General features: G+C 53.0%; 21 protein-coding genes. 3 read left to right on the forward strand and 18 right to left on the reverse strand.

From position 1 onward, the window contains the following. Positions 1-4: 4 nt before the first annotated feature. From G9Q38_RS12610 to hrpA, 6 genes are read right to left on the reverse strand one after another with little or no spacing between them, the layout of a single operon-like run. Positions 5-1,120 (reverse strand): glycosyltransferase, encoded by a 1,116-nt coding sequence (locus G9Q38_RS12610; RefSeq protein ID WP_166131571.1) that lies wholly within the window; start codon positions 1,118-1,120, stop codon positions 5-7. Then, positions 1,117-1,878, reverse strand: a complete 762-nt coding sequence (locus G9Q38_RS12615) for a glycosyltransferase family 2 protein (protein ID WP_166131574.1) — start codon at positions 1,876-1,878, stop codon at positions 1,117-1,119. The genes G9Q38_RS12610 and G9Q38_RS12615 overlap by 4 nt, the downstream gene beginning before the upstream one ends. Next, positions 1,875-2,726, reverse strand: a complete 852-nt coding sequence (locus G9Q38_RS12620) for a polysaccharide deacetylase family protein (protein WP_166131577.1) — start codon at positions 2,724-2,726, stop codon at positions 1,875-1,877. The genes G9Q38_RS12615 and G9Q38_RS12620 overlap by 4 nt, the downstream gene beginning before the upstream one ends. Next, positions 2,726-3,835: a glycosyltransferase family 4 protein gene (locus G9Q38_RS12625; protein WP_166131580.1), complete on the reverse strand. Its 1,110-nt coding sequence runs from the start codon at positions 3,833-3,835 to the stop codon at positions 2,726-2,728. Before G9Q38_RS12625 ends, G9Q38_RS12620 begins: the two co-directional genes overlap by 1 nt. Beyond that, complete coding sequence (gene dnaE / locus G9Q38_RS12630) at positions 3,832-7,323, reverse strand: DNA polymerase III subunit alpha (RefSeq protein ID WP_166131583.1); 3,492 nt, start codon at positions 7,321-7,323, stop codon at positions 3,832-3,834. Before dnaE ends, G9Q38_RS12625 begins: the two co-directional genes overlap by 4 nt. A 25-nt stretch (positions 7,324-7,348) precedes the next feature. Next, positions 7,349-11,215, reverse strand: a complete 3,867-nt coding sequence (gene hrpA / locus G9Q38_RS12635) for an ATP-dependent RNA helicase HrpA (protein WP_166131586.1) — start codon at positions 11,213-11,215, stop codon at positions 7,349-7,351. Positions 11,216-11,293: 78 nt separating this feature from the next. Between hrpA and argA the strand changes: the two genes are divergently transcribed. Together argA and G9Q38_RS12645 are read left to right on the forward strand one after the other, a co-directional pair. Further along, a complete protein-coding gene (argA, locus tag G9Q38_RS12640) occupies positions 11,294-12,646 on the forward strand; it encodes an amino-acid N-acetyltransferase (protein ID WP_166131589.1) in 1,353 nt (450 codons plus the stop codon). 68 nt (positions 12,647-12,714) lie between these two features. Beyond that, the gene (locus tag G9Q38_RS12645) at positions 12,715-12,987 is read left to right on the forward strand and encodes an oxidative damage protection protein (RefSeq protein WP_114421872.1); all 273 of its coding nucleotides are present in this window, start codon (positions 12,715-12,717) and stop codon (positions 12,985-12,987) included. An 87-nt stretch (positions 12,988-13,074) separates the two neighbouring features. On the opposite strand, the gene phoU is transcribed toward G9Q38_RS12645, so the two are convergent. The 12 genes from phoU to alr form a co-directional block, all read right to left on the reverse strand. Beyond that, positions 13,075-13,797 (reverse strand): phosphate signaling complex protein PhoU, encoded by a 723-nt coding sequence (gene phoU, locus G9Q38_RS12650; protein ID WP_114421871.1) that lies wholly within the window; start codon positions 13,795-13,797, stop codon positions 13,075-13,077. A 76-nt stretch (positions 13,798-13,873) separates the two neighbouring features. Then, on the reverse strand, positions 13,874-14,551 hold the full coding sequence (gene rpiA, locus G9Q38_RS12655) for a ribose-5-phosphate isomerase RpiA (RefSeq protein WP_166131592.1): 678 nt from the start codon (positions 14,549-14,551) through the stop codon (positions 13,874-13,876). 3 nt (positions 14,552-14,554) lie between these two features. Continuing rightward, the gene (locus G9Q38_RS12660; RefSeq protein WP_166131596.1) at positions 14,555-14,911 is read right to left on the reverse strand and encodes a Spx/MgsR family RNA polymerase-binding regulatory protein; all 357 of its coding nucleotides are present in this window, start codon (positions 14,909-14,911) and stop codon (positions 14,555-14,557) included. After that, complete coding sequence (locus G9Q38_RS12665; RefSeq protein WP_114421868.1) at positions 14,908-15,711, reverse strand: ABC transporter permease subunit; 804 nt, start codon at positions 15,709-15,711, stop codon at positions 14,908-14,910. Before G9Q38_RS12665 ends, G9Q38_RS12660 begins: the two co-directional genes overlap by 4 nt. After that, positions 15,708-16,622, reverse strand: a complete 915-nt coding sequence (locus tag G9Q38_RS12670) for an ABC transporter permease subunit (protein WP_114421867.1) — start codon at positions 16,620-16,622, stop codon at positions 15,708-15,710. Before G9Q38_RS12670 ends, G9Q38_RS12665 begins: the two co-directional genes overlap by 4 nt. Then, complete coding sequence (locus G9Q38_RS12675; RefSeq protein ID WP_166131599.1) at positions 16,619-17,749, reverse strand: ABC transporter ATP-binding protein; 1,131 nt, start codon at positions 17,747-17,749, stop codon at positions 16,619-16,621. The genes G9Q38_RS12670 and G9Q38_RS12675 overlap by 4 nt, the downstream gene beginning before the upstream one ends. 2 nt (positions 17,750-17,751) lie before the next feature. Further along, the gene (locus G9Q38_RS12680) at positions 17,752-18,858 is read right to left on the reverse strand and encodes a polyamine ABC transporter substrate-binding protein (RefSeq protein ID WP_370523893.1); all 1,107 of its coding nucleotides are present in this window, start codon (positions 18,856-18,858) and stop codon (positions 17,752-17,754) included. Positions 18,859-18,930: 72 nt separating this feature from the next. Further along, a complete protein-coding gene (locus G9Q38_RS12685; RefSeq protein WP_228276131.1) occupies positions 18,931-19,656 on the reverse strand; it encodes a 3-deoxy-D-manno-octulosonic acid kinase in 726 nt (241 codons plus the stop codon). Then, entirely contained in the window at positions 19,653-22,169 is a 2,517-nt protein-coding gene (locus G9Q38_RS12690; protein ID WP_166131605.1) for an ABC transporter permease, read from the reverse strand. The genes G9Q38_RS12685 and G9Q38_RS12690 overlap by 4 nt, the downstream gene beginning before the upstream one ends. A 14-nt stretch (positions 22,170-22,183) precedes the next feature. After that, entirely contained in the window at positions 22,184-23,542 is a 1,359-nt protein-coding gene (radA, locus tag G9Q38_RS12695; RefSeq protein ID WP_166131608.1) for a DNA repair protein RadA, read from the reverse strand. Between the two features lie 11 nt (positions 23,543-23,553). Then, positions 23,554-24,270: an SDR family oxidoreductase gene (locus G9Q38_RS12700; RefSeq protein WP_166131611.1), complete on the reverse strand. Its 717-nt coding sequence runs from the start codon at positions 24,268-24,270 to the stop codon at positions 23,554-23,556. Next, positions 24,267-25,421, reverse strand: a complete 1,155-nt coding sequence (alr, locus tag G9Q38_RS12705) for an alanine racemase (RefSeq protein WP_166131614.1) — start codon at positions 25,419-25,421, stop codon at positions 24,267-24,269. Before alr ends, G9Q38_RS12700 begins: the two co-directional genes overlap by 4 nt. Positions 25,422-25,499: 78 nt before the next feature. Here alr and hpnC point away from each other — a divergent pair, with 78 nt between their 5' ends. Next, positions 25,500-26,339, forward strand: coding sequence for a squalene synthase HpnC (gene hpnC / locus G9Q38_RS12710; RefSeq protein ID WP_166131618.1), 840 nt, complete (start codon positions 25,500-25,502; stop codon positions 26,337-26,339). The last annotated feature ends 6 nt before the right edge of the window (positions 26,340-26,345 follow it).

Raw genomic sequence — 26,345 nt, forward strand, 5'->3', positions numbered from 1 at the left:
GGCATTATATCGACGCGATCGTATTTTTATAGACCTGAAGGGTTTGAGCCGTAAAGGGTTCCAGAGAGAAATACTGCTCACTGTGGCGGCGAGCCGCCTTGCCCATTTCAACCCGCAATTGCGGATTATCAGCCAAAGCGTTCAGGATCGGCACAATTGCTCGGGGCTCACGCACCGGTAGAATCCAGCCTTGCACACCGTGGGTTAAGTTTTCAGGTAACCCACCGGTATCCGTTATCAAGGTTGGCAGCCCCATTGCCATCGTTTCCCGGCAAGCATACGAGAGTGCCTCGAAGTGCGACAGCACAAAACCCACATCACATGCGCCCAGCACATCGCGTATGTCGTCAACCAGCCCCGGAAAAATACAGGCATTCTGCATTCCTGCCGCAATCACCCGACTCATACGTTCTGTATCGGGCGGATCTCCGGCGACCAATACACGGAATCGGTCGCGCAATTCGGCCGGCAACATGGCAATGGCCTCCACCAGCTCCAGCCAACCTTTTTCGGTGTCCGTCCCGCCCACACTACCCATCACAATCAAGCGCTCATGTTGATCGCCGAACCAATGCTGACGCAAAGCTGTGCGCCGAGACGCATCAACGGGCGCGTAATACTGGGTGTCGATACCATGTCGAATCGTCGTACAGGGTAGCGAGCCATATGCAGAAGCACCCAAACCCAGCGCCACGTAATCACTAACGGCAATAACATGATCAGTACCCAGATTCGCCCGAAGTCGATGCCCCAAACTGTTTATTCTGCGGTCGTTATGCCGCGTCCACACAATTTTGGGAGGCCGCGACAACCCCATTCTCGCCAACATCATATGACGATGATCGGCCGACGCGTTAACATGCACCAAATCAAAATTTTCCTGACGCAAAAAGCGGCGCAAGGCGCACACCTCACGAAACAAAACGGCGGGACGCGAAGTGAATCGCATATCGATTACATTCACACCCGAAATCTCACGAGCATAACGAAACAGACGGCTCTGCGCCGGTGTGCCTAACCATAACTCATGGTCATTTCCCAGCGTATGCAACAGATTCATAATGTACGTTACATGGCCGCCACCATTGCCATGATGAATATTGGTATACAGAATCTTCATGATGAACGAGATTTGCGCTCTGTTTGCAAATAGCGCAGTTTGCTGTATCGAAAAAAACTGCCGGCTGCCGCGGTAGCCGCAAGAATAAAACCTTCCTTGCCGTCGAGAAAACCGCGACGAATCAAATAAATTCGCACAAATGTCCAGAACGCATGGCCGGCAATACCCGGCACGGAAGTCCGGCGGCCTTTCTCAAACATCATCTGAGCGGCTGCCGACGAATAACGATTTACTTTGTCAATCAAAACTTCCATATTTGCATAGGGATAATGCAAAAAATGGCTTCGCAAAGTACCGGGAGACGTACTCGGCACAATTTTTTCATGCACGGCAGCCTCGGTAAACTTCGCCTGGCCACGACGAAACAGCCTTACAACATAATCCGGCCACCACCCGCAATGCCGGATCCATCGATCTCCGAACCACGACAACCGTGCAATTTTATATGCGTCATAGCGTGCGTTAAGCATAGTGGAACGAATTTCTTGTGCCAGTTCCGGCGTTACGCGTTCATCGGCGTCAATCGACAAAACCCAATCTTTGGTGGCCATATTAAGCACCCGATTCTTCTGTGGACCAAATCCCGGCCAATCGGTGCTTATCTCCACTCGCGCACCCAGTGACTCGGCAATTTCCCGCGTACTATCCGTACTTCCTGAATCAAGCACGATAATTTCGTCGGCAAACTGAACCGATTTGATGCAGTCGGCAATATGTGCCGACTCGTTCTTGGTAATAATAATTACCGACAGTGTCATGCCCGTTCCCGCCTTGATCGTTTCCACCGTTTCCACCCGTTGAACAGTGGTGCTACAAACGGATTACGGGCAACCCAGATGCGACGGCCCACCGATTCGCCGGTTGTGTTGCGCACCGCGAAACGGTGAATACATTCAGGGTTACTGGAAGGTTTGTTTTGCCCAAACGCCAACGTGGTATACAAATAACGATACCCTGCTTGTTTGGCCAGTTGCACGTAATCTTCGTCGAAATAACCTTGAGGCCAGCATAAATGCTCGGTGGCATAGCCCAGGCGGGCGGCCAGGGTTTGGCGCGACCGGGTCAGTTCTTCCATCATGTGCAGGTTTTTGTTGGCCTTATCGTCACCCAAGTCCCAGCGTGTGTGCGTATCTGTATGGCTGTGAAACTCAAAAGTGCCCGACTCCACCATTTCGTGAATCTCGCTCCAGCGCAAAACGACGTCATCACCGTGTCCTGCGTTAATCCGGCGTTCACATTCATGATGATCGGGCGTATCAGGCAAATGGCCTGCACGGCCTTGGCATGGCCTCACCGGTCCATCGTGAACCCACGACGTAACCAGGAAAATCACCGCATTAAACCCCCATTTCTGAAGGATGGGATAGGCCCATACCCAATTATCCAGATAGCCATCGTCAAACGTAATCATCACTGATTTTGCTGCGAGAGGATGACCATTTAAATAATCAACATACTGCTGGGTGGTAATGGATTGATACCCATGCCACTTCAACCATTTCAACTGATTTTCAAAATTCGAAGGTGAAGTGGTAATGGGCCCCGCACTAGGGGACACATGGTGATACATCAAAATCGGAATGCTGGACGCGTCGCCAAATAACATTATGAAGAACTCCAGTTTCGCCGGCCCAGCCAGTTCAAATACGCCTGCTCCGTTGAGCTTGCCATTGTCGATAAATCGTACCGATGAGCCTCATGCACAAAGCGCCGGCCTGCCACGCCCATTTGTCGTCGCAGCGCGGGGTTATCAAGCAGCTTTTGTAAAGCACTGGTTAATGCCGCAACATCGCGCAGCGCAAACAGAATGCCTGTCTCGTTTTCAAGCATCATTTCGGGTACGCCACCTACCCGTGTACCAATAACGGGCAAACCACTAGCCTGAGCTTCCGCAAAAACCGTTCCGGTCGCTTCCGTTTCCGTCGCCAAGGCAAAAATATCCGAACCATTCAGAATTTGCGGCACATCTTGACGTGTGCCCAGGAAATGAACACGCCGCGCCAATCCCTTTTCCTGCACTATGTCTTGCAAAGCCTCCATTAATGGCGAACCTGATCCCACCAGGACCAAATGGACGTTAGGTCGGGCACGAATCAAAGGCTCAACCGCTTCCAACAGAACACGATGGCCTTTTTGTTCACGCATCACCGCCACGGAAACAATGACCACGTCATTTTCCGCCAACTTCAATTCACTGCGAAGCGTTGAACCCGTCGGCCAGTTGTTTAAATCGATACCGGGATACACGACTTTGACCTTATCGGGTGCGGCCCCTCGTTCAATCAAGTGGTTACGCACGTATTGACTGCATGCAATAACGGCATGCGGCACCACTGTATAAGACAGCAAAGAACCTACCCGTTTGGCCAAGTGGCGCGAACGCACTACTAGAGGCACAGCCGCCAAACGAGCCGCGACCCCCACCAACATGGTGTCACGGCGACTGTTGGTATTCACAACGTCGAAACCCTGTTCAATGAACAGGCGCCGCAGGCGCATGACACCCTTTACATAATTAACGAACCCATCAGTTAACAAGGTATGAACCACAAAGCCGTTATCTTGCAAGCGCTGCGCCAGTTTTGCATGCGGCTGGCAAATTGCTTGAACGTCATGTCCACGCTCCCGCAAACCGCACATAACTTTGAAAATATATTGCTCTTGCCCCCCAAAACTGGTGGCCGCCTCAGAAAAGGCGATTCGTAAACGGGTCATTGGTAGGCAATCTCCACAGCGTCGGGTGACACCCACCCATTTAACTGATCAAAAAGCGCGTCGGCCATACGCACACGCCAGGACTCACCCAAACGAACACGGCAGGAAAAATCATGCTTGACCAATTGCAACTCCACCGCAACCCCGGTCACACCATTTTCAGGCTCCGCCCTGAATGGATTCAAGACTTTCTTTAAACGTTCAACATCGGCGTTGCCGTTCAAGGTGATGCGCAACGCCTGAGCGCGCGATTCACGAGCCAATTGCAGGTCGTATAGGGCGTCAGCCGAAACACGCAACCCGCCGGAATATTCATCCGGGCTCACCTTGCCGTGCACGATAATAAGCTGGTCTTCACGCAAACGATGGCGATGTTGCTCATAAAGCTCGTTGAAGATCGCCACCTCGACTTGAGCTGAACCGTCGTCCAGCAAGGCATACAACATCTTGCCACGCCGCGTCATACGAGGCCGCAGCGCCGACAAAACCCCGGCAAACCATTGCAAACCACGCGCCGGCTCTAGGCGCGCAAGCGGTTTGGGCGCAAAACGCCGTACCTCATCGCGCCAGGCGTCGAACAAGTGCGCACTGAAAAAGAAACCCAATGCCGCTTTTTCTTCTGTTAACTGGGTTTGCAAATCCCAGGGAGGGACCTTCGCCAGCTCACCCTCAACAATATCATTGCTGTCGTCATCGAAAAGAGAAACTTGATTGGCACTACGTTCAGCCTGCTCCGCCGCCTCTATGGCGTTACCCACCGTCGCCAGCAGCGCCGCCCGGTTGGCTGAGATCGTGTCGAAAGCGCCGGCTCGAATCAAAGCTTCAATAGTGCGCCGGTTCACGGCATGGCGGTCGATACGCCGACAAAAGTCAAACAGGCTGGTGAAAGCCCCCCCTTCCTCACGCGCCCGGATAATTGCCTCTACCGCACCCTGCCCTGTGCCTTTTACCGCCCCCAATCCATAACAAATAGTGCGCGGCGGCTTTGACTGCGCGGTCCAGTTATCCTGAACCGGTTCAAAACGGTAGTTCGACGTGTTGACATCCGGGGCTTGAACTGTGACCCCATTGGCCAAGGCGTCTTTCCAGAACACCTGCACTTTGTCGGTGTCATCCATATCCGACGACAACGTTGCAGCTAAAAATTCGGCCGGATGATAGTGTTTCAGCCAAGCCGTTTGATAGGCGATCAGCGCGTAAGCCGCAGAGTGACTCTTGTTGAAACCGTAACCCGCAAATTTTTCCATTAAGTCGAACAACTTAACGGCCAAATCAGCGTCATAACCTTTTTCAACCGCCCCTTTCTGGAATATCTCGCGATGTTTGGCCATTTCCTCGGGCTTCTTCTTACCCATGGCCCGACGCAGCATATCGGCGCCGCCCAACGTGTATCCCCCGATAATCTGAGAGATCAGCATGACTTGTTCCTGGTACACAATCACGCCGTAGGTGCTTTTCAACACGGGTTCCAAATCGGGATGAAAATAATCCACCTCGGCACGCCCGTGTTTGCGGTTAACGAAATCAACCACCATCCCGGACTCCAGAGGACCGGGCCGATACAACGCCAGCATGGCGATCACGTCTTCGAACGTATTCGGTTTTAAACTGCGCAACAATTCTTTCATGCCACGCGATTCAAGCTGGAAAACCGCCGTTGTGTTGCCCTCGCTGAGCAACTGATAAGTGGGTTCGTTATCAAGCGGCAAAGCCATAATATCGAAATCACGCTTATCTTCATTAAAGCGCTGCACGTAACGTACGGCCCAATCGAGAATCGTTAAGTTTCTTAAACCCAGAAAATCGAATTTGACCAAACCGGCCGCTTCAACATCGTCTTTATCGAACTGCGAAACCGCACTGGCATCTTCACCGGGCTGCGCGTACAGAGGACAAAAATCGGTTAATTTACCCGGCGCAATCAGCACACCCCCCGCGTGCATGCCGACATTGCGCGTGAGCCCTTCAAGCGGACGTGCCAGGTCGATAAGCGCACGGACCTCTTCATCCTGATCGTACCGCTCTTTAAATGCCGGCTCGCCCGACAAAGCGCGTTCCAACGTCCATGGATCGGCGGGACTAAAGGGAATAAGCTTTGATAAGCCGTCGCACAAGCTATAGGGCATTTCAAGCACACGTCCCACGTCGCGGACAACCGCTTTCGCGCCCAGAGTGCCGAATGTGGCGATCTGGCTGACGGCTTCACGACCATACTTTTGCTTGACGTAATCAATCACCCTCTCGCGATTATCCTGGCAAAAGTCGATATCGAAGTCGGGCATGGATACCCGCTCGGGATTGAGAAACCGCTCAAAAAGCAAGTCGTAACGAATAGGATCAAGATCGGTGATCCCCAGTGAATAGGCTACGAGCGAACCGGCGCCCGACCCCCTGCCCGGCCCCACGGGTACGCCATTTTGCTTACCCCAGTTAATAAAGTCGGCAACGATTAAGAAATAGCCTGGAAAACCCATATCAATAATGGTTTTACATTCCAGGCGCAAACGCTCGAGATATGTTGGATAACGCTGCTCTCGTTCGGTAGCGTCGGGGTACAAAAACGCCATGCGCTGTGCCAAACCTTCTTCCGACAACTGAACCAGGTAGTCATTTAGCGACATCCCCTCAGGCGTTGGAAAATCCGGTAAACGAGGCTGCCCCAACACCAGTGTTAAATTGCAACGCTTCGCAATTTCAACTGCATTCTGCAACGCACAAGGCACGTCGGAAAAACGACGTGCCATTTCCTCGGTGGAAAGCAAATACTGTTCTTCAGTGAAACGGCGGTGCCGCCGCGGATTGGCTAATTGCTCACCTTCGGCAATACAAACGCGCGCCTCGTGAGCGCGATACTGATGAGGCTCGATAAACTGTACTGGATGGGTCGCCACGACCGGCAAATCAAGTTCTGCGGCAAGCTGCAATGCCGCTTGGACATAGGCCTCATCGCCATCCGCCCCAGTACGTTGCAACTCGATATAAAAAGCATCGGGAAAACGACGACCCCAATATTGCGCCAATACCCTGGCCTCTGCATCGCGACCGGCCTCCAGGGCTTGACCGACATCACCGGCGCGCCCGCCGGAAAGCATAATCAGGCCTTCAACACTGTCTAACCACGCACGCCGGACTTCTGCACGGCCTGCATATTGGTTTTCAAGCCAGGCGCGCGTAAGAATTTCACAAAGTGCCAAATAACCCGCCTGATTGCGAACCAGCAATAACGCCCGATGAGGCTTATCGCGATCAGCCTCGTTTTCGATCCAGATATCGCAACCGGCAATCGGTTTAACACCCTTGGCACGCGCCGACTTATAGAATTTGATCAGGCCAAATACATTACATAAATCGGTCAGCGCAACAGCCGGCTGGCCAAAGCCCGCCACTTTTCCAACAAGCTCAGGGATTTGCACAATGCCGTCCACCACCGAAAACTCGGAGTGAACACGCAAGTGGACGAAAGAAGGGGGCATAACGGTTTCTGTCATGAACGAATTGTACCCACAGACCCGGTTATCGGTGCATGGCCGACCAGGCTTTTTGTAAGCGTTTCACAGATACCGGCATCGGTGTGCGCAATGTCTGTGCAAACAACGAAACGCGTAACTCCTCAAGCATCCAGCGGAAATCAGCCAATTGAGCATCAGGCGCACCTTTCAAGGCATTCAAGGCACGCTGGTATTGCGTTAACAGCGGTGCCATATCAGCCATCAATTGCCGATCACGCTGCGGATCGGATTTAAGCTTGTCGATCCGCATTTGCACCGCCTTCAGATAACGGGGGAAATGCACCAATTTTTCGTAAGGCGTATCGCGCACAAACCATTTACTCATCAGAGCCGATAACTGACTCTGCAAATCGGCATAAGCGTCTGTATGCGGCTTAGCCTGGACCAGTTTTTTTTGCACCGCCGACCATTCAATTAAAATCTGCCCCGTCAGGCGGGCAATTTCCTGCGCCAGTAATCCTAAACGCGAACGAGCCGACTCATGCTTTTGCTGGAAAGCCTCACACGAGCTGGGCCATGGTTCAACCATGCATGCCTGTTCAATGGCCAGGTCAATAATCTGATCACGCAGCTCATCTTGTGTGCCAAGACTAATGTAAAGCATGCTCATACGCGTAAGATCAGTTAAATTCTTCTGCAAGAACTTAACCTGGTCTTTCAAAGCCAGACGAAACAACCGCCGTAATCCCAATCTATGATGAGAACGCGCTTTGGCCGGGTCATCGAACACATCGAGATCGCAATGGGTTTGCTTGTCAACGAGCGCAGGATAACCAATCACCGACTCACCCTTGCGGCGAATTTCCATTAATTCGGGCAGCTCACCGAAAGACCAGTCGGTAATATTCTCCTGCGCAAGCGCTTGCGCCACCGATTCGTCGCGCACAGCCATCTTCTGAAAAGACGCTTGCGCCTGGCGGCCATGTTCTGCCTTAAGCTGGTCAAGATTGCGCCCTCCGGACAACATGCGCCCTTGTTCGTCGACCACCTTGAAATTCATCAGCATATGAGTGGGCAATGTCTCTAATTTGAAGTCGGTTCTCTGCGGCCTGACCTTCACGTTCTGCCACATGTCATCTGCGATGGCATCCAGCAGACCCATGTCGGGATCACGCACCTTTTCGAACCAGCGCTCGTAAAAATGCGTTGCATAATCAGGTAGCGGCACGCAATGCCGACGCAGCTTCTGAGGCAGTGATTTAAGTAATAACTGCACTTTTTCTTTCAGCATGCCGGGAACAAGCCATTCACAACGCTGAGCGTCGATTTTATTCAAGGCAAACAGCGGTACTGTCAACGTCACGCCATCGCGAACCGATCCCGGCTCAAAGTGGTAATCAAGCGACATTTCAACACCGTCCCACTCCACCTTTTTCGGAAAAACATCAGTGGTAATGCCGGCCGCCTCATGACGCATCAGGTCGTCGCGAGTGAGCAACAAGGCTTTGCGCTTGTCATCGCTGAGCCCCTTGAACCATTTTTCCAGTGTCGCCGTTTGAAATATTTCGGCAGGAATCTGCTGATCATAAAAAGCATAAATGAGGCTATCGTCCACCAGGATGTCAGGACGACGCGTCTGGTGCTCAAGCTTTTCGATGCGCTCGATCAATTGGCGGTTCTGTCGGACAAACGGCACGGTGGTATTCAATTCGCCGGTCACCAGCCCTTCACGAATGAAAATTTCACGCGCATGCACGGGGTCAATTTTTCCGTAATGCATTTTCCGGCCGTTATAGACCATCAAGCCGTAAACAGTGCCCCTTTCATTGGCCACCACCTGCCCGCTTTTCTTCTCCCAGCGAGGATCCGACCAGGTTCGACGCACCAAATGCGCACCGACACGCTCAATCCAGCCGGGCTCGATACGCGCCACGCACCGGGCGAAAAGCTGCGACGTTTCCACCAATTCGGCAGCGACAATCCAACGCCCCCCTTTGCGCCCCAGTGTTGAACCCGGATGAATCAAAAACCGAATATCCCGCGCCCCCAAATAGCGCTGCCCTTCTTCGGCTTTCAGCCCAATATTGCCGAGCAGGCCGGCCAACAGGGCTTTATGCAATTGTTCGTATGTCGCTTCAGTCTGATTGACGCGCCACCCCTGTTCGCCAACTAGCGCAGCCAATTGACTGTGAACGTCATGCCATTCACGCAAACGTAAAGGCGATAAATAGTTTTGACGCAGCAACGCCACGAGTTTTTTCTGCGATGCTTTATGACGGACTTTGTCTTCATACCAGGACCAAAGCTTTACGTAAGACAGGAACTCCGACTTGGTATCTGCAAATTTCTGATGTGCGTTTTGCGCCGCGTCTCGTTCAGCCATTGGACGGTCGCGCGGATCCTGAACTGATAATGCCGCAGCAATAATCAGCATCTCGGCCAAACACTGTTCGTCACGCGCAGCCAGCACCATGCGGGCAATACGCGGATCCACGGGCAAACGAGCCAGTGCAGCGCCCACACGCGTGAGCTGGTTCGCCTCATCGAGCGCGCCAAGCTCTTGCAGCAGGTGATAGCCATCAGCCACCGCCCGACCGGTTGGCGCCTCAACAAACGGAAAAGTTTCAATATCGTCCAGCTTGAGTACTTTCATCCGCAAAATGACAGACGCCAGCGAAGAGCGGAGAATTTCAGGATCGGTGAAAGCGCTGCGCCGTTGAAAACTCTCTTCATCGTACAGTCGGATGCACACCCCCGGCCCGATCCGACCACAGCGCCCCGCCCGTTGATTGGCAGATGCCTGACTAATGGGTTCGATGCGAAGTTGCTCGACTTTATTGCGCCAGGAATATCGCTTGATACGCGCCAAACCACTGTCAACCACATAACGGATGCCCGGTACGGTAAGTGAAGTTTCCGCGACGTTGGTGGCCAACACCACGCGCCGCCGATTGCTTTGTGGGCGAAAAATCTGCTCTTGTTCAGCCTGGGACAAACGTGCAAACAGCGGCAATACATCTAGACGGCCACCATGATGCTTACGCAAAGCATCAGCCGACTCACGAATTTCACGCTCGCCCGGCAAAAAAACCAATACATCGCCGTCACCATAACGGGCGCACTCGTCTACCGCATCAACAATGGCATCAATCAGATCGCGTTCCTCATCGGAGCCAAGGCGCGAACGCGCATCGTCTCGCGCAGCAGAATCCTCATCATGATCGCGAACCGGACGATAAAGGATATCAACCGGATACAAGCGGCCGGACACTTCCACGACAGGGGCAGGTTTGCCGTCCGTTGCAAAATGACGCGAAAACCGCGCTGCATCGATGGTGGCCGACGTGATAATGAGCTTCAGATCAGGTCGACGCGGCAAGAGTTGCTTTAGAAAACCCAGCAGAAAATCAATATTCAAGCTGCGCTCGTGTGCCTCATCAATAATAATGGTGTCATAGCGACGCAGCATGGGATCACGTTGGGACTCCGCCAGCAAAATGCCGTCGGTCATGAGTTTGATTGCGGTATTGCGTGAGCTTCGATCATTAAATCGAACTTGATAACCCACCCAATCACCGATTTCAGTATTCAGCTCTTGGGCCACCCGTTTGGCAACCGACGTCGCCGCCAGACGGCGCGGCTGAGTATGCCCGATGATCTTTTCACCGCCGCGACCCAACTCTAAACACAACTTGGGTAACTGCGTGGTTTTCCCCGAACCCGTCTCACCGCATACAATCACAACCTGATTACCTTGAATGGCTTCGGCGATTTCCTTGCGGCGAGCACTAACCGGCAGATCTTCAGGATAATGAATGGGTGGCAACGGGCGTGGCGAACGCCGCTCCGTACCATTCTGATGAGCGGAGGTGCGAGGGCTTCGGCCCTTGAAAGTGTCTTTGTTTCCCGACAAACCGGATAAGTCCTGCATGAAATTTCTTATAACAGCGCAACCGGTCATTATAATTTTGACCTGATACAACACAAACTGCTTTCTATATTATTTCTTATGGCCGAACCCGAAGACACCTTCTCCGCCCAAGACGCCGCCCAATTTGCCCCCGCACAATTTGTGCGCTGGTTCCGCGAAGTGGCGCCCTATGTCCATAATTTCCGCGGTAAAACCTTTGTCGTGGCGTTTGGCGGTGAACTGGTCAACGACGGCGCACTGAATAATCTGATTCAAGACTTATCACTACTCTCCGCGCTAGGGGTGCGGCTGGTGCTGGTGCATGGATCCCGGCCGCAAGTGAATGAGCAATTAAAACTCAAGGGCCTTGACGTTCGGTTTGGGCGCAATAACCAGCCGACCAATGCCGCTGCGCTGGAATGTGCGAAAGAGGCAGCAGGCGAAATCCGGCTTGATATTGAGGCCGCATTCAGCCAGGGGCTTCCAAACACCCCAATGTCGAATGCGCAAATTCGCGTTATTTCCGGCAATTTTGTCACCGCCCGCCCCATTGGGGTCATCGAAGGTGTGGATTATTTACACACCGGTGCGGTACGAAAGCTGGATTCGGACGCGTTGCGTTCCGTTCTCAACCAGGGTGCCATAGTTTTGTTGTCGCCGTTAGGCTTTTCGCCTACGGGGGAAGCCTTCAATCTGGCCATGGAGGATCTGGCAACCAGCGTAGCCATTTCCCTGCGTGCGGAAAAACTCATTTTTCTGACTCAAAATCGCACTATCCGACATGAAGACGGTACAGTCGATACCGAACTGGCGCGTGAAGATGCCGATGCCCTGCTGGCCGGCGGCGCACTCGACGAAGACACCGCCACTTTCCTCAGCCACGCCTCCCGTGCCGTTAAAAGGGGCGTCGCCCGAGCTCACCTGCTGCCCTACACACTTGATGGCAGCGTACTGTTGGAAATCTTTACACACGATGGCGTGGGCACCATGGTTGTGGAAGACACGCTGGACGACTTGCGCCCCGCCACCATGGATGACGTAGGGGCGATTGTGCGTTTAATCGATCCGCTGGAAGCCGACGGCACGCTGGTTCCACGCGGCCGCGCCGTTATCGAGCGCGACGTTGAGCAATTCACCGTCCTGGAGCACGACGGTGTCATCTACGGTTGCGTTGCCATGATTCCCTACCCCGACGACCGCATGGCCGAAATGGCTTGTTTAATCGTGCACCCTGAATGGCAGGGCGAAGGTGAAGGCGAAATGCTGTTGCGACACGCTGAATCCAAGGCCCGGGCTGCAGGGGCACGCAGGTTGTTCGTACTTACCACGCGCACGTCACATTGGTTTATCAAACGCGGCTTTGTACAGGGCGGCGTTGCCGACCTGCCAAGAGAGCGTCAGGCACATTACAACCGCTCGCGAAACAGTCTGGTGTTCATCAAAAAGCTCTAGAATGCGCACCACATCACGACTGGGTACAATGTTGCATGTTGCTAAATTAATCAGTAAGAGGCGCACCTATGACACGTATGGTTCAATGTGTAAAACTAAAGCGCGAAGCCGAAGGGCTACCCGCGCCCCCTTATCCCGGGGAACTGGGTGTACGTATCTGGCAAAACGTTTCCAAAGAGGCTTGGGAGCAATGGGTGCAAACCCAAACCCGCCTGGTAAATGAAAACCGGCTCAATCTCGCGGATATCCGGGCACGCAAATATTTGGCACAGCAAATGGAAAGGTTTCTTTTCGAAGATGTCGATGTTGAAGCACAAGGCTTTGTGCCGCCTTCGCAGTAATTGAAACGCCCCAAAGTAAAAAAGTCACGTTCATAACGTGACTTTTTTTTGCTAAACGGAATGTATCCAAACTAGTGCCGATCGGGGTTAGTCTCCTTGTTTTACCAGAGGTTCGCCGCGGGCCACGCGCTCTGTGGCTTTTACGCCAATGTGGCGTACATCGTCTCCGTGGACCATATAAATAACACGTTCAGCCATATTTTTGGCGTGGTCACCAATTCGCTCAAGAGAGCGGGCGATGAAAATAAGATCGATAGACCGGGAAATCGTGCGCGGGTCTTCCATCATATAAGTGATTAAATGGCGTAAGGAGGCTTTCCACTCCTTGTCGACCTCTTTATCGTTGCGTACCACCGTCGCTGCATGAATAGGGTCTTCACGGGCAAACGCATCGAGCACATTACGAATCATGTTCGTAACCTGAGTGGAAATGTGCCGTAACTCAACCGCTGGAATGTACTGGCCACCCGCCTCATGCATCCGGCGCGCCATTTTTGCGATTTTGTCGGCCTCGTCGCCGCACCGCTCCATATCGGTAAGCATTTTTGAAACCGACAGCAATAGACGCAAATCGACGGCTGTGGGTTGATTGCGCGCAATAAGCAACCCAATTCGCTCGTCAATTTCGACTTCCAACCGGTTTACTTCTTTCTCACGATCATGAACCGTATCGGCGAGCGTTACTTCTTTGTTTACCAGTACATTCATCGCCTCGCCAATCATGGCCTCAACCAGGCCCCCCATTTGCAAGAACGAAGAGCGAACGTTCTCGAGCTCGGCGGAAAACTGTTTGTTGGTGTGTTCGGTCATGATTGAACCTCTGGTTTCAATAACGCGGATAAAAATTGTACTGCTACCTTACCCGATAATTATGACGTGATTATGACTAAGCGGGCTTACGCTGCTCAACACCCGCTTGAGTTGAAATTAATGCAACGCCGGCGCCTGCTATGGCGAACAAACCACACGTTACCACCCCTGGAATATTATTTACCTGCGCCTCCAAGGCTTTCGGGTCGGTAATACGCAAACCCGCTACGTCGAGGATCTGGCAACCATTGTCGGTGGTAAAGCCTTCCCGCAACTTAGGCCGCCCACCAAGTGCCGCCATTTGTCGGGCCACTGCTTCGCGGGCCATGGGAATGACTTCGACGGGCAAGGGGAAAGCACCCAGGTAATCGACACATTTCGACTCATCGGCAATACATACGAACTGATCGGCAACCGAGGCCACGATTTTTTCTCGGGTTAATGCTCCGCCGCCCCCTTTTATCATGTGCAAGCCGGCGTCAATTTCATCGGCACCATCGATATAAACCGGCACATGGCTGATGTCATTCAGATCGAACACTTCAATACCGTGGCTTTGCAGGCGTGTGGTGCTGCGTTCGGAGCTTGAAACCGTACCTTTGAAACGGTTTTTATACTGGGCCAGTTGATCGATAAACAAATCGGCGGTTGACCCCGAACCAATGCCAATAACAGTGTCGGGCTTTAAATACGGCAGCACATAATCGATTGCTGCCACTGCGACATTTTCTTTTAACTGTTGTTGTGTTAGCAAACCTTACCCCTTTAGCTCAACATATTTTTTCTCGGAAAACCCCAACACAATATTCGGTGCCAGGCCCACGGCAACGGGTCGTTTCACTAATGTTGGATGGTCGGCGACAAGGGCCAGGTAGTCTTCTTGAGATGCCGGACTTTTTTGACTTTCCGGTAAATTTCGCCATGTCATTGAGGCCCGATTAATGAGTTTGTCCCAGCCTGCCTGACCAGCCCAGTCTTTTAAAGTCTTGGCGTCAACAGGTTGTTCACGATAATCAATAAAAGTGTACGGCACGTCATTGGCGTCCAGCCATTTCATGGCTTTCACACAAGTGCTGCATTTTTTCAGCCCGTATAAAACAACGGATTCACTCATTTAGACTCCCCTCGCCATTGCAGGCGATTCGCCACAATAACGAATAAACCAACAATCAGAATAAACAACGTCGCCAACGCATTGATTTCAGGTTTCAAACCCAGGCGAACGCGCGAGAACACCTCCAGCGGCAGCGTGGTGTAACCCGGCCCAGAAAGGAACGAGGCGATAACCACATCGTCGAGCGACAAAGTGAAGGCTAACAGCCAGGCCGCCAACAACGCCGGGGCAATCAACGGCACGGTAATCAGGAAAAACACTTTCAACGGCGTGGCGCCCAGATCAAGTGCCGCTTCTTCCAGTGAACGATCAAGGTCTCGAATGCGTGACTGCACCACCACGGCGACGTACGCCACACACAAAGTGACATGCCCGACCCAAATAGTGAACATGCCATTACCTTGCGGCCAGCCAATAAGCTGACTCATTTCCACAAACAGCAACAGCAATGAAATACCCAGCACAACCTCGGGTATAACCAAAGGCGCACTCAGCATGCCTATATACAACGTAAAACCCCGAAAGCGCCCCATACGAGCCAAAACATAGCCCGCCCAAGTGCCAATAATGACTGCGGCAGTGGCGGTCAACGCCGCAATTTGCAACGACAACAACGCAGCGCTAAGCAAAGCGCGATCATTGAATAGCTCAACATACCAACGCAACGAAAAACCAGACCAGGTTGTCATTAACGAAGAATCGTTAAACGAGAAAACCATCAGGCAGGCGATGGGCACATACAAAAAGCCGTATCCCACAAACAACGCCAATGCCCTGAACCAACGATTGGGTTGAATCATTTGCGTTCACCCCCATTCATTTGGCTCATTTGATTCTTCTGGAAAATAACCAGCGGAATTAACAGAATGGCCACCATCACCACCGTAACGGCGGCTGCCATGGGCCAATCGGTATTATTGAAGAACTCCGTCCACATCACACGCCCCATCATGAGCGTATCGGCACCACCCAGCAGCTCTGGAATAACGTACTCCCCCACAGTGGGAATAAACACCAGCATGCCACCGGCAATCACGCCCGGCAACGACAGCGGCAGCGTGACGCTTAAAAAGGCTTTCCAGGGTTTCGCACCCAGGTCGTAAGCGGCTTCCAACAGCCGCACATCCAGCTTTACCAGGTTGGCGTAGAGCGGCAAAATAAAGAACGGTAAATAGGCATAAACGAGGCCGATATAAACTGCCAGATCGGTTCGATAAATTTCCAGCGGTTCACTAATAACGCCCAACCAGATCAAAAAGTTGTTCAGCAGGCCATCGTTGCGCAGAATCCCGACCCAGGCATAAACACGCAACAGCAATGATGTCCAGAACGGCAAAATGACCAGCACCAACAGCAAACTGCGCAGAGCCGGTTGTGAGCGGGCAATGTAATACGCCATGGGGTAACCAATAATGGCACACCATAAGGTCGTAATGGCCGCCACCTTGATTGAGTTCAGATAGGTGGCGATATAAAGGTTATCGGTAAACAACAGCGCATAGGTGTTCAGGTGCAAGCTTAAGGTAATGGCTTGATCCTGGATTTGCGCAAACGAGGTATAGGGCGGAATACCGAACCGCAAATCGGCAAAGCTGATTTTCAATACCAATAGAAATGGCACCAGCAAAAACAGACCCATCCAGATGAATGGCGGCAATATGGCCATTCGCCTGGATAAAAGCCGACGCGACCAATCAGTGAACTTGCTCATGAAGGCAACACCGTCGCACTGTCATCGGACCAACTGACATACACCTCGTCATCAATAGCCGGCGCTTCAGCCTGAACCATCATGACGCCCGGCACGTTCGCCTCCACCATAAAACCGGAGTCCAGGCGAATTTGATAGCGCGCATAACTGCCCATCCACGCCACATGATTCACATGGCCATGCGCCCAGTTTCCTTCGGTTTCCGGCTGCGTGACATTCACCCTAATATTCTCAGGACGAATAGAAATATGCACATCCATACCCAAGGGTTCGCTAACCCCGTGTGCGACAACCAGCGGGCGGCTCAACTGCTCGCTTTCAATGACCACATGGTCGGGCTCATCTACCACTATGGTGCCGTTGAACATATTGGTTGAGCCGATGAAACCGGCCACAAACCTGGAGTTTGGAAACTCGTATACCTCTTGCGGAGTGCCGCATTGAACAATTTGGCCCTCGGTCATGACCGCCAAACGAGATGCCATGGTCATCGCCTCTTCTTGATCGTGCGTCACCATAATGCAGGTCACCCCCACCTGTTCCAGAATCTTCACCAGCTCAACCTGGGTTTTCTGGCGGATTTGCTTATCAAGCGCTGACATGGGTTCGTCGAGCAACAAGAGCTTTGGGCGTTTGACCAGGCTGCGCGCAAGTGCAACACGCTGCTGCTGGCCACCCGATAATTGATTGGGTTTACGGCGCGAATATCCCGCCATCTGCACCAGATCGAGCGCGTCAAACACGCGCTCGTGAATCTCGTGGCGTGGCACCCCCTCTTGCTTCAAACCGAATGCCACGTTCGCCTCTATTGTCATGTGAGGAAACAACGCATAAGACTGAAACATCATATTCACCGGGCGTCGGTAAGGCGGTAACAATGTGATGTCTTCGTTATCCAGGAAAATACGGCCCGAAGACGGCTCCTCGAAGCCCGCCAGCATACGCAGCAGCGTCGACTTTCCACACCCGGAACTACCCAGTAATGCAAATATTTCGTGGCGCCGTACCGACAAATTCACCGACTGAACGGCCACGGTATCGCCGAATATTTTGACGATATCTTCTACACGAACGAATTCTTCGGCATCGCCGGCCCACACTGCGTTGGTATTTCGATTGTCTGTCATGATTAGCGACCGGATTTAAGCTCGGCCCACATACGGGTTTGAATACGTTTTGATTTTAATGGCAAGGGCTCAATGACATACAAGGTGCGCGAGACCTCGGGCGGCGGATAGATCATGGGGTTGTTGGCTACCTCAGGGACAACAAATTCGCGTGCGGTTTTATTTGCATTGGGATAAAACAGTTCGTTAGTGATCGCCGCATGTACCTCCGGTGTTTCAATGTAATTAATGAACGCCATCGCTTCGTCGAAATGAGGTGCGTCTTTAGGCACTGCCATTGTGTCGAACCAGGCCGGCGCCCCCCCTTCCGGAATGAAATACGCAATTTCGTATGGACGATTGGCTTCTTTAGCGCGTTGACTGGCGATCATAATGTCGCCCGAATAGCCAAAAACCAGACAAAGATCGCCGGTTGCCAACTCATCGATATAACCCGATGAGCTGAATTGGCGAATAAAAGGACGAATTCCTTTAAGCAGATCAAGCGCAGCGCGAAAATCGCCGGTATCGCCACTGTTCGGATCCAGCCCCAGGTAATGTAACGCCGCCGGGAACACCTGAGCAGACTCATCCAGAATGGATATACCACACGACTGCAGCTTGCGCGCGTTTTCGGGATCGAACAACAGATCCCAACTGTCAAGCTTCACATCGGGCCCAAGCACTTCTCGCACACGGGTCACATTCACGCCTAAACCGTTGGTGCCATACCCCCATGGAACCAGATACTGGTTGCCCGGATCAATTTCCGCCAGCAATGCCATGATGTCTGGATCGAGATGCTTCCAATTGGGAATTTGCGATTTGTCGAGCTTGCGAAACAAACCGGCCTGCAATTGGCGGGCCGCATAGTGCGTAGACGGCACAACGATGTCGTAACCTGATTTACCTGTTAATAATTTGGCTTGCAGCGCGTCATTGCTATCGTAAACATCGTAGCGCACGCGAATACCGGTTTCCCGTTCAAAACCCGGTAAGGTATCAGGTGCAGTATATTCAGCCCAGTTATAAACGTTTACAACGCGCTGCTGGGCGTGCGCTGGTAACAACCCCCACAAACCCATGCACAACATGGCAAACGACAACAGCCCTTTCAATCGCATTGGTATTCACCCCGGCGAAATTTGAAATTGAAACGCGTGATCATAGCTTTTTTTTGGGGGCCATTCAGGACGCCGGTGCTATGCGTAATAGGCGTTGCTTAATGCCTGCCAAAAAATGTCACCCTGAGATCCGGCAACTTTTAACAAAGAGCGACGCAGGCGTAGCAGGTTCCGTCGACGCAACGACGCCGACATTGAACGAAAACGCCCCCGATCAAAATCGATGAGCCATACTTTTCCGCTTGAATCCAACAGAATGTTAAAGGCATTCAGATCGGCGTGCCAAACATTTGCATCATGAAATTGTTTCAAAACCGACGCAACTCGCGCGGCATTCTCGGGCTGTAATTGCATCGCTAAAGGCGCAGCATTCTCAATTCGCGCCACAACCAGCGCGGCCCGATAGCTTAAGCCCCGGCGCCAGTAACCGGCCGCCAATGGCTCGGGCACCGGCAAACCAAGACACATCATTTTATGCAGTATTGCGAACTCCGCCATGGAACGGGTGGCTTGAGGCCCTTGCCAAAAATAGCGATCTGCACTTATTTTGGCAACCCAACCGCCACGCCGATAATGGCGCAAAACAGCCGAGCCGAAAGGCCCTTGAACGAACCAGGCCGATTGACGCCCCCCTTTTTGTACCGCCTGAGCATGCAAAAGAGGGTTATTTGGGTCGAAAAGCAAACCATTAAATACCTTGGGATCTGCGCCACCCTCTTCACCATCAGGCATTAAACTCGTTGCAAATCGCAAACATCCCTGAGCCACAGAGATATCGATCCATGGCTTTAAACGCCCGTTCATGCCAATACCCGCAATGACGACAACGGCGGCGTATTCAATACGCCACGCAATGCCAGCAACCCAGCCAACAACGTTGCCAAAAGGCCCAAGCCGACCCCAAGTACCCAAGGCCACCAGGAAAAAATAAAATCAATCGACAATACGTAGTGTGCCAAAAGAGCCGCGACAGTCACCGCACCTGCAGCCGCCAACAAACCCGATAATCCACCCAACAACAACAGTTCAATTCTCATCGAACGACGCAGTTGCCCGGCATTGGCACCTAACATGCGTAAAACAGCCACTTCATGAAGGCGCTCCTCGCGAGTTGCGAAAAACGCGGTTGCCAAGACCAGCACACCGGCCAACAAGGTAAACACAAAAAGAATCTGGACGGCTCGAATAACCTGATCGAGAATCCGTTGCACTTGCGCCAACATAACGCCCACGTCAAAAACCGTAATGTTCGGGAAAGCCTGCACAAGCTCTTGCATCAACCCGACCCGGTCAGGCGGCAGATAAAAGGAAGTCAGATAAGAAGCGGGCTTATCCGCCAGCACGGACTCCGACATCAACGCAAAGAAATTTACATCAAAGGAGTCCCACTTCACTTCGCGCAGACTGGTAACGCGAACATCCACCAGTTCTCCGGCAATGTCGAATTGCAACTGGTCACCCACTTTCAGACCCAGCGTTTGCGCTACTTCATCTTCCAGAGACACTTCGGCTTTGGCCGGATCCAGCCATTGTCCACTGACAATACGATTACTGTCGGGCAAGTTGTCGCGATACGATAAATTGAATTCACGCTCAGACAAACGCCGCGCCCGACCACTCTCAAATTGATCGGGATCAACCGCCGAGCCATTGATCGCTACCAAACGCCCTCGTATCATGGGGGCCAGTGCCTCATTGACCAAACCCTCTTCACGCAACATGGCCTGCACGCCATTAGCCTGATCAGGCTGAATGTTGATAAGGAAAGTATTCGGCGCATCGGCCGGCACGGTATTTTGCCAACCTTGCAATAAATCAGTGCGCGTAATAGTAAGCAACAACAAAACCATCAGGCCTAGCGACAATGCACTGACCTGTGCAACCGTTAAGCTACGACGACGCGCCAGCCCTGCAAGGGCAAATCGCAGTATAGAAGGAGCGCCGGCATAATGGCGCAAACGCTCCAGCAGCCATAGCCCCAGCCAGGAAAGTGCGACGAAAAGCACAAGTGCCGCAAGAAAACCACCCACAACCGTCAACGTAAGGCGCGCATCACCCGACACCCAATACGTTAGCCCTACAAACGCCGACAAACCCGACAAGTAAGCCAGACTGCGATAGGAACTAAAACGGGGGGCTTGATCACGCAAAACCCGGGCGGGCGACACACGCCCCAATTCGAACAGCGGCGCCAGTGCAAAACCCAAAAGCAAAATAAGCCCCGCTATTGCGCCTTGTAAAGCCGGCCCCCATGAGGCCGGCGGCAATACCGTATTGAACACCGACGCAATCGTCATGACTAATAGCAAATGAACGGCATAACCAACGACAACACCAATTAAAGAAGCACATGCTGCAAGCAGCACAAACTCACTGCACAACAACCCACGCAACTGACTAGCGCTCCCCCCCAGGCAACGCATAACGGCAAAACCATTTTGATGCCGAAGCTGAAAACGCCGCGTCGCCAATGCGACCGCAACCGCTGCGATCATGACGGCAAGCAATGCAACCAACAACAAGAATTGCTGTGCTCGTTGAAGCGAACTACGAATTTCGGGGCGCGCCTCATCAATACTTTTCAAGCGTTGCCCCCGCTCAAGACGGGGTGTCAGCCACGCCTGAAAGGCCTCAACGTCAGATGGTGAGCCTGCCGCCAACAAGCCATAACGGGCGCGGCTACCCAAACCCAACAAACCGCTGGCATCAAGATCGAGCGTACTCATCATGATTCGAGGCGCCACATTGACAAACTGCACGCCGCGGTCAGGTTCGTAGGTAATGACACCAGCGATTGTTAATTGCAGATCCCCAAGCCCAACCTCATCGCCAATGTTCAAATTCAGCAAGCCCAAAATTTGCGGATCGACCCATGCTTGCCCAGACGCAGGTGCTGCGGAAACGATTTCTGAAGGGCCATTTGCACTCGTACGCAACGTTAACCCGGGCACCAAAGGATAATCGGGCGAAACCGCTTTCACCGAAGCCAGCTTTAACCCCGCCTGGGCACTGGCCATTGATGGAAACGACACCGTCTGGGCAACACGCAGCCCTAAATCGGTGGCTTGTGATTTTATTTGCGCGGAAATCGGCGAGTCGGCCTCCAGTGCCAAATCTCCGCCGAGCATTTGAGTGGTGTTGCGCCCCAGAGCCTGACTCACGCGATCAGTGAGAAATCCTACACTACTGATGGCCGCCACGGCGACAATCAGCGCCATGACGATCATTCGTAGCTCCCCCGAGCGCCAATCCCTAATCAACGCTCGATAACCCAGCCCAAAACCGGATAACCACCCGGCACGACGCAGTCCCACCATGCTTTTGACCTTTTCTATGTTTCCCGCAACCGGGAAATTGCTTCATCAATGCGATCAACCGCCCAAATCTCCAAACCTTCGATGGGTTGGCGCGGCGCATTGGCACGAGGAATCAACGCTTTGCCAAACCCCAGCTTGGCTGCTTCACGCAAACGTTCCTGCCCGCGAGGCGCCGGACGGATTTCCCCCGCCAGCCCGACCTCTCCAAACACCACCAATCCGTCGGGCAACGGTCGATTACGCAAGGAGGACAAAATCGCCAGCAAAACCGGTAAATCGGCGGCAGGCTCGGTGATTTTGACCCCCCCCACCGCATTGACGAATACATCCTGGTCGTGCGTCGCCACCCCTGCATGCCGGTGCAGAACTGCCAGCAACATAGCTAACCGCGTACTTTCCAGACCCACGCTCAAACGTCGCGGACTGGAAATATGGGTTGTATCTACCAATGCCTGAATTTCAACCAACAGCGGGCGCGACCCTTCCTGAGTGGCCATGATGCAAGTACCGGAAACCGCCCCGTTGTGGCGTGATAAAAACAACGCCGATGGGTTGCTGACACCTTTCAAGCCTTTGTCGGTCATGGCAAACACACCCAACTCATTCACGGCACCGAAGCGGTTTTTGAATGCCCGCACCAAACGATAAGCCGAATGCGTGTCGCCTTCGAAGTAAAGCACGGAATCAACAATATGTTCCAGCACACGCGGACCCGCTAACGCACCTTCCTTGGTAACGTGGCCAATGAGCACCAGTGTTGTACCGGTTTGTTTAGCTAAGCGCGTTAATTGCGCAGCACATTCCCGCACCTGCGATACAGACCCCGGCGCCGCCGACAATTCTGCACAATACAACGTTTGAATTGAATCGATCACCGCAACTTTCGGACGCGCCTGGGTTAACGTAGCCATAATGGCGTCGAGACGAATTTCCGCCAGCAAATTCACTTTTCCCGTTTCCAGCTCGAGACGGCGCGCGCGCAAAGCAACCTGCTCCGCAGACTCCTCGCCCGTAACATACAAAACCGGGACATTGCGCGATAAAGAGGCCAGGGTTTGCAGTAGCAAAGTAGACTTACCGATTCCCGGATCGCCCCCGATAAGTACCACCCCGCCAGGCACCAGGCCCCCACCCAGCACGCGATCAAACTCGTTAATCCCTGTAGGTTGACGCGGCAATTCACGCGCCTCAATGTCCGACAGCGCCTGGACCGGACTGGCGCCGGCCAATGGAGCGAACCGATGTGCGTCGGCCGGCGTTTGAACCACTTCATCCAGGGTGTTCCAGGCGTTGCAATGGGGGCACTTACCTTCCCACTTCAACGAGGTGCCGCCGCACTCCGAACAAACATAGGTACGTTTTGTTTTTGCCATGCGTGCCCCGTTTAACGCCCGGCCACGCTGCTGCCCCCGTCGACACCCAGAATCTGGCCGGTGATGAAGCCGGCGTCATCCGACAGCAGAAACTGCACGGCCGCTGCGACGTCGGACGGCTGCCCCAGGCGCCGCAAGGGTACTGAACTTAGCGCACGTACTTCAGCCTCGCTGCCAACCGGGTTGTGCTCTCGAAATGTGTGGGTTTCCACCGCTCCGGGAGACACTGCATTCGAGGTAATTCCGTATTCAGCCAATTCCAGCGCCCAGGTTTTTGTACAGGCAATAAGCGCATTCTTGGCGGCGGCGAAACTCGTTTGATTGGCTGAACCATGCGCTGCCGTACCGCAAATATTAATAATGCGCCCTTCACGGCGCGCCTTCATGGAGCCGACGAAAGCCTGTGTAACCTGAACCGCCACCCGCACAATGAGATCGTAAACGCTGTACAGCGACTCGAGTTCAACTTCACCCAAAGGCTCCGCCCGAATACCGCCTACATTGTTTACCACGCCATCAATGGGATATTTTTCACGTATGACGCGCAAAACCTCTTCGGTTTCACCTGCGTTCGACAAATCGCAAGCATATAGGTAACCGGGAAAATCAATATCGTTCACATGGCGCGCCAAGCCCACTACATGACACCCCTGATCAGCCAGGCGCTGGCTAATAGCCCACCCAATCCCTCGTGTCGCGCCCGTAACAAGTACACATTTATCTTTCACTGGCCGTCCTTTTCCAAATTACTTTCGACAACGATTCTGGCAACCCTTGGTGCCACTGCGCATAATAGCTCGTAACCGATCGTACCGGCGGCTTGCGCCACCTCGTCAACCGAAGGCCCGTTTTCGCCCCATAGAACGACCGGGCTTCCTACCACCGAATCAGGCATATTGGTTAGATCAACCGCCAGCATATCCATGGACACCCGACCCAACAAACGGGTTCGCACACCGGCAACGCAAACCGGGGTGCCGGTTGTAGCATGGCGCGGATAACCGTCGGCGTAACCACAAGCGACAATACCCACCATCATTGGTTTAGACGCTCTGAACATTTGACCATACCCTACTCCTTCCCCCGACTCGACGCGGCGCACACTGATGAGCTCTGAGCTAAGCGTCATGGCCGGCTTTAAGCCCAGCGCATCGGCACTTTGACTCACAAACGGCGTAGAACCATAAAGACAGATCCCAGGTCGGACCCATTGTGCGTTTGTATCCGGCAAAGCCTGCCAAACAGGCGGCGTAAGTGTTGCGGCGGAGTTGCAAACACTATCAGGCCCCGGTAAATCTTGCGTCATGCGTTGGTACTCCGCAAGCTGTTCTCCGGTGTAAGCACTGACTTCATCAGCTCGCGCAAAATGGGTCATTTTCCCAAGTTGAGCCAAGCGACCGCGGCTGCGCAACTGCTGCGCCTGTGCCCATGCCGCCCGAAACTCGGCCGGCTCGAAACCTAACCGATTCATCCCAGTGTCGAGCTTAATATAAGCGTTTAACGCGCACTTTGGCGCAGCGCGCTCCAACATGAGCAATTGCTCATGACAATGCAACGTTGCGTCCAGCTTGTATTGTTCATACAGCGGAATATCGGTTGGCTTAAAAAAGCCTTCAAGCATAAGAATAGGCCCCTGCCACCCCAACTCGCGGCATTGAATGGCCTCATCAAGGTCGAGCATCGCCAAGCCATCGGCCTGACTGAACGCCTGAACCGCATTGGTAATCCCATGACCGTAAGCATTGGCCTTGATCACCGCCCACACGAAAGGTCTTTTGCGGTTATTCTGACTACTGATACTATTGAGTTGGTGTGTAACCACACCTAAATTGTGACGTAATGACGGCAGAGATATCGTTGCCGTAATCGGACGTGGCATAACTTCCCCCTAATACCGAAAGTCTAATCCAACTCCGGTCGGTTCGCTCGGCCACTTGTAAAATTTGTCAACGACATTATGCCGGTCGACCACTACGAAAACTTTCCGGTTGCTTCTTTGCTCGTGCCACGGCATTTGCGACCCGCAGTCATCAATATTTACCGATTTGCACGCAGCGCAGACGATATCGCTGATGAGGGCAATGCAAACGCAGAAACACGACTGGCTCAATTAGACGCTTACCGCAGGCAACTAAGCGCCATTCAGGAAGACGCACGCCCCCTTAACGCATCGGTTGCTATCGCCGACATCTTTCTTCCCCTGAAACAAACAATTCAGACTCACCAACTGTCTATTGAGCCTTTTTTTGATCTCCTTTCGGCATTTTCGCAAGATGTTCAAAAAACGCGTTACGCCGACGATCAAGAGTTACTCGACTATTGTTCACGCTCAGCCAATCCGGTGGGCAGGCTGATGTTGCAGCTGTACCAGGCCGATACCCCTGCCAACCGCCCCCTTTCCGACGCAATTTGTACCGGCTTGCAGCTCACCAATTTCTGGCAAGACGTAACAATCGACTGGCGCAAGGAACGTATCTATTTACCACAAAGTGCCATGCAATCATTCGGCGTCACCGAAACCCACATTGCGCAAGGTCGCTGCGACGAGGCCTGGCAAGGACTTATGCAAGAGCGCACCCAACAAGCTCGCACTATGCTAAATAGCGGTTTCCCACTGGTGCACAATTTGGGGGGGCGCCTGGGTCTGGAACTAAAGTTCGTCATTCTGGGGGGCCTGCGCATACTTGAGCGCCTGGAACAATTAAACTACAACGTATTTAGCCGGCGTCCCACTCTGAACAAGGGCGACTGGATTCTTTTACTTGGCCGCGCCATAAGCCGCCGGGCCTCTACTTGATACCAT

Source organism: Pusillimonas sp. DMV24BSW_D (assembly GCF_011388195.1).
Taxonomy (GTDB): domain Bacteria; phylum Pseudomonadota; class Gammaproteobacteria; order Burkholderiales; family Burkholderiaceae_B; genus Neopusillimonas; species Neopusillimonas aestuarii.

What these genes read in the sequence shown, in the direction of transcription:
- argA (WP_166131589.1), top strand. Translation starts at nt 11,294, where the DNA reads ATGGCCGAACCCGAAGACACCTTCTCCGCCCAAGACGCCGCCCAATTT.
- G9Q38_RS12610 (WP_166131571.1), bottom strand. Translation starts at nt 1,120, where the DNA reads ATGAAGATTCTGTATACCAATATTCATCATGGCAATGGTGGCGGCCAT.
- alr (WP_166131614.1), bottom strand. Translation starts at nt 25,421, where the DNA reads ATGCCACGTCCGATTACGGCAACGATATCTCTGCCGTCATTACGTCAC.
- dnaE (WP_166131583.1), bottom strand. Translation starts at nt 7,323, where the DNA reads ATGACAGAAACCGTTATGCCCCCTTCTTTCGTCCACTTGCGTGTTCAC.
- hrpA (WP_166131586.1), bottom strand. Translation starts at nt 11,215, where the DNA reads ATGCAGGACTTATCCGGTTTGTCGGGAAACAAAGACACTTTCAAGGGC.
- G9Q38_RS12625 (WP_166131580.1), bottom strand. Translation starts at nt 3,835, where the DNA reads ATGACCCGTTTACGAATCGCCTTTTCTGAGGCGGCCACCAGTTTTGGG.
- G9Q38_RS12620 (WP_166131577.1), bottom strand. Translation starts at nt 2,726, where the DNA reads ATGTTATTTGGCGACGCGTCCAGCATTCCGATTTTGATGTATCACCAT.
- phoU (WP_114421871.1), bottom strand. Translation starts at nt 13,797, where the DNA reads ATGACCGAACACACCAACAAACAGTTTTCCGCCGAGCTCGAGAACGTT.
- G9Q38_RS12670 (WP_114421867.1), bottom strand. Translation starts at nt 16,622, where the DNA reads ATGAGCAAGTTCACTGATTGGTCGCGTCGGCTTTTATCCAGGCGAATG.
- G9Q38_RS12660 (WP_166131596.1), bottom strand. Translation starts at nt 14,911, where the DNA reads ATGAGTGAATCCGTTGTTTTATACGGGCTGAAAAAATGCAGCACTTGT.
- G9Q38_RS12615 (WP_166131574.1), bottom strand. Translation starts at nt 1,878, where the DNA reads ATGACACTGTCGGTAATTATTATTACCAAGAACGAGTCGGCACATATT.
- radA (WP_166131608.1), bottom strand. Translation starts at nt 23,542, where the DNA reads ATGGCAAAAACAAAACGTACCTATGTTTGTTCGGAGTGCGGCGGCACC.
- hpnC (WP_166131618.1), top strand. Translation starts at nt 25,500, where the DNA reads ATGCCGGTCGACCACTACGAAAACTTTCCGGTTGCTTCTTTGCTCGTG.
- G9Q38_RS12665 (WP_114421868.1), bottom strand. Translation starts at nt 15,711, where the DNA reads ATGATTCAACCCAATCGTTGGTTCAGGGCATTGGCGTTGTTTGTGGGA.
- G9Q38_RS12645 (WP_114421872.1), top strand. Translation starts at nt 12,715, where the DNA reads ATGACACGTATGGTTCAATGTGTAAAACTAAAGCGCGAAGCCGAAGGG.
- G9Q38_RS12690 (WP_166131605.1), bottom strand. Translation starts at nt 22,169, where the DNA reads ATGGTGGGACTGCGTCGTGCCGGGTGGTTATCCGGTTTTGGGCTGGGT.
- G9Q38_RS12685 (WP_228276131.1), bottom strand. Translation starts at nt 19,656, where the DNA reads ATGAACGGGCGTTTAAAGCCATGGATCGATATCTCTGTGGCTCAGGGA.
- G9Q38_RS12675 (WP_166131599.1), bottom strand. Translation starts at nt 17,749, where the DNA reads ATGACAGACAATCGAAATACCAACGCAGTGTGGGCCGGCGATGCCGAA.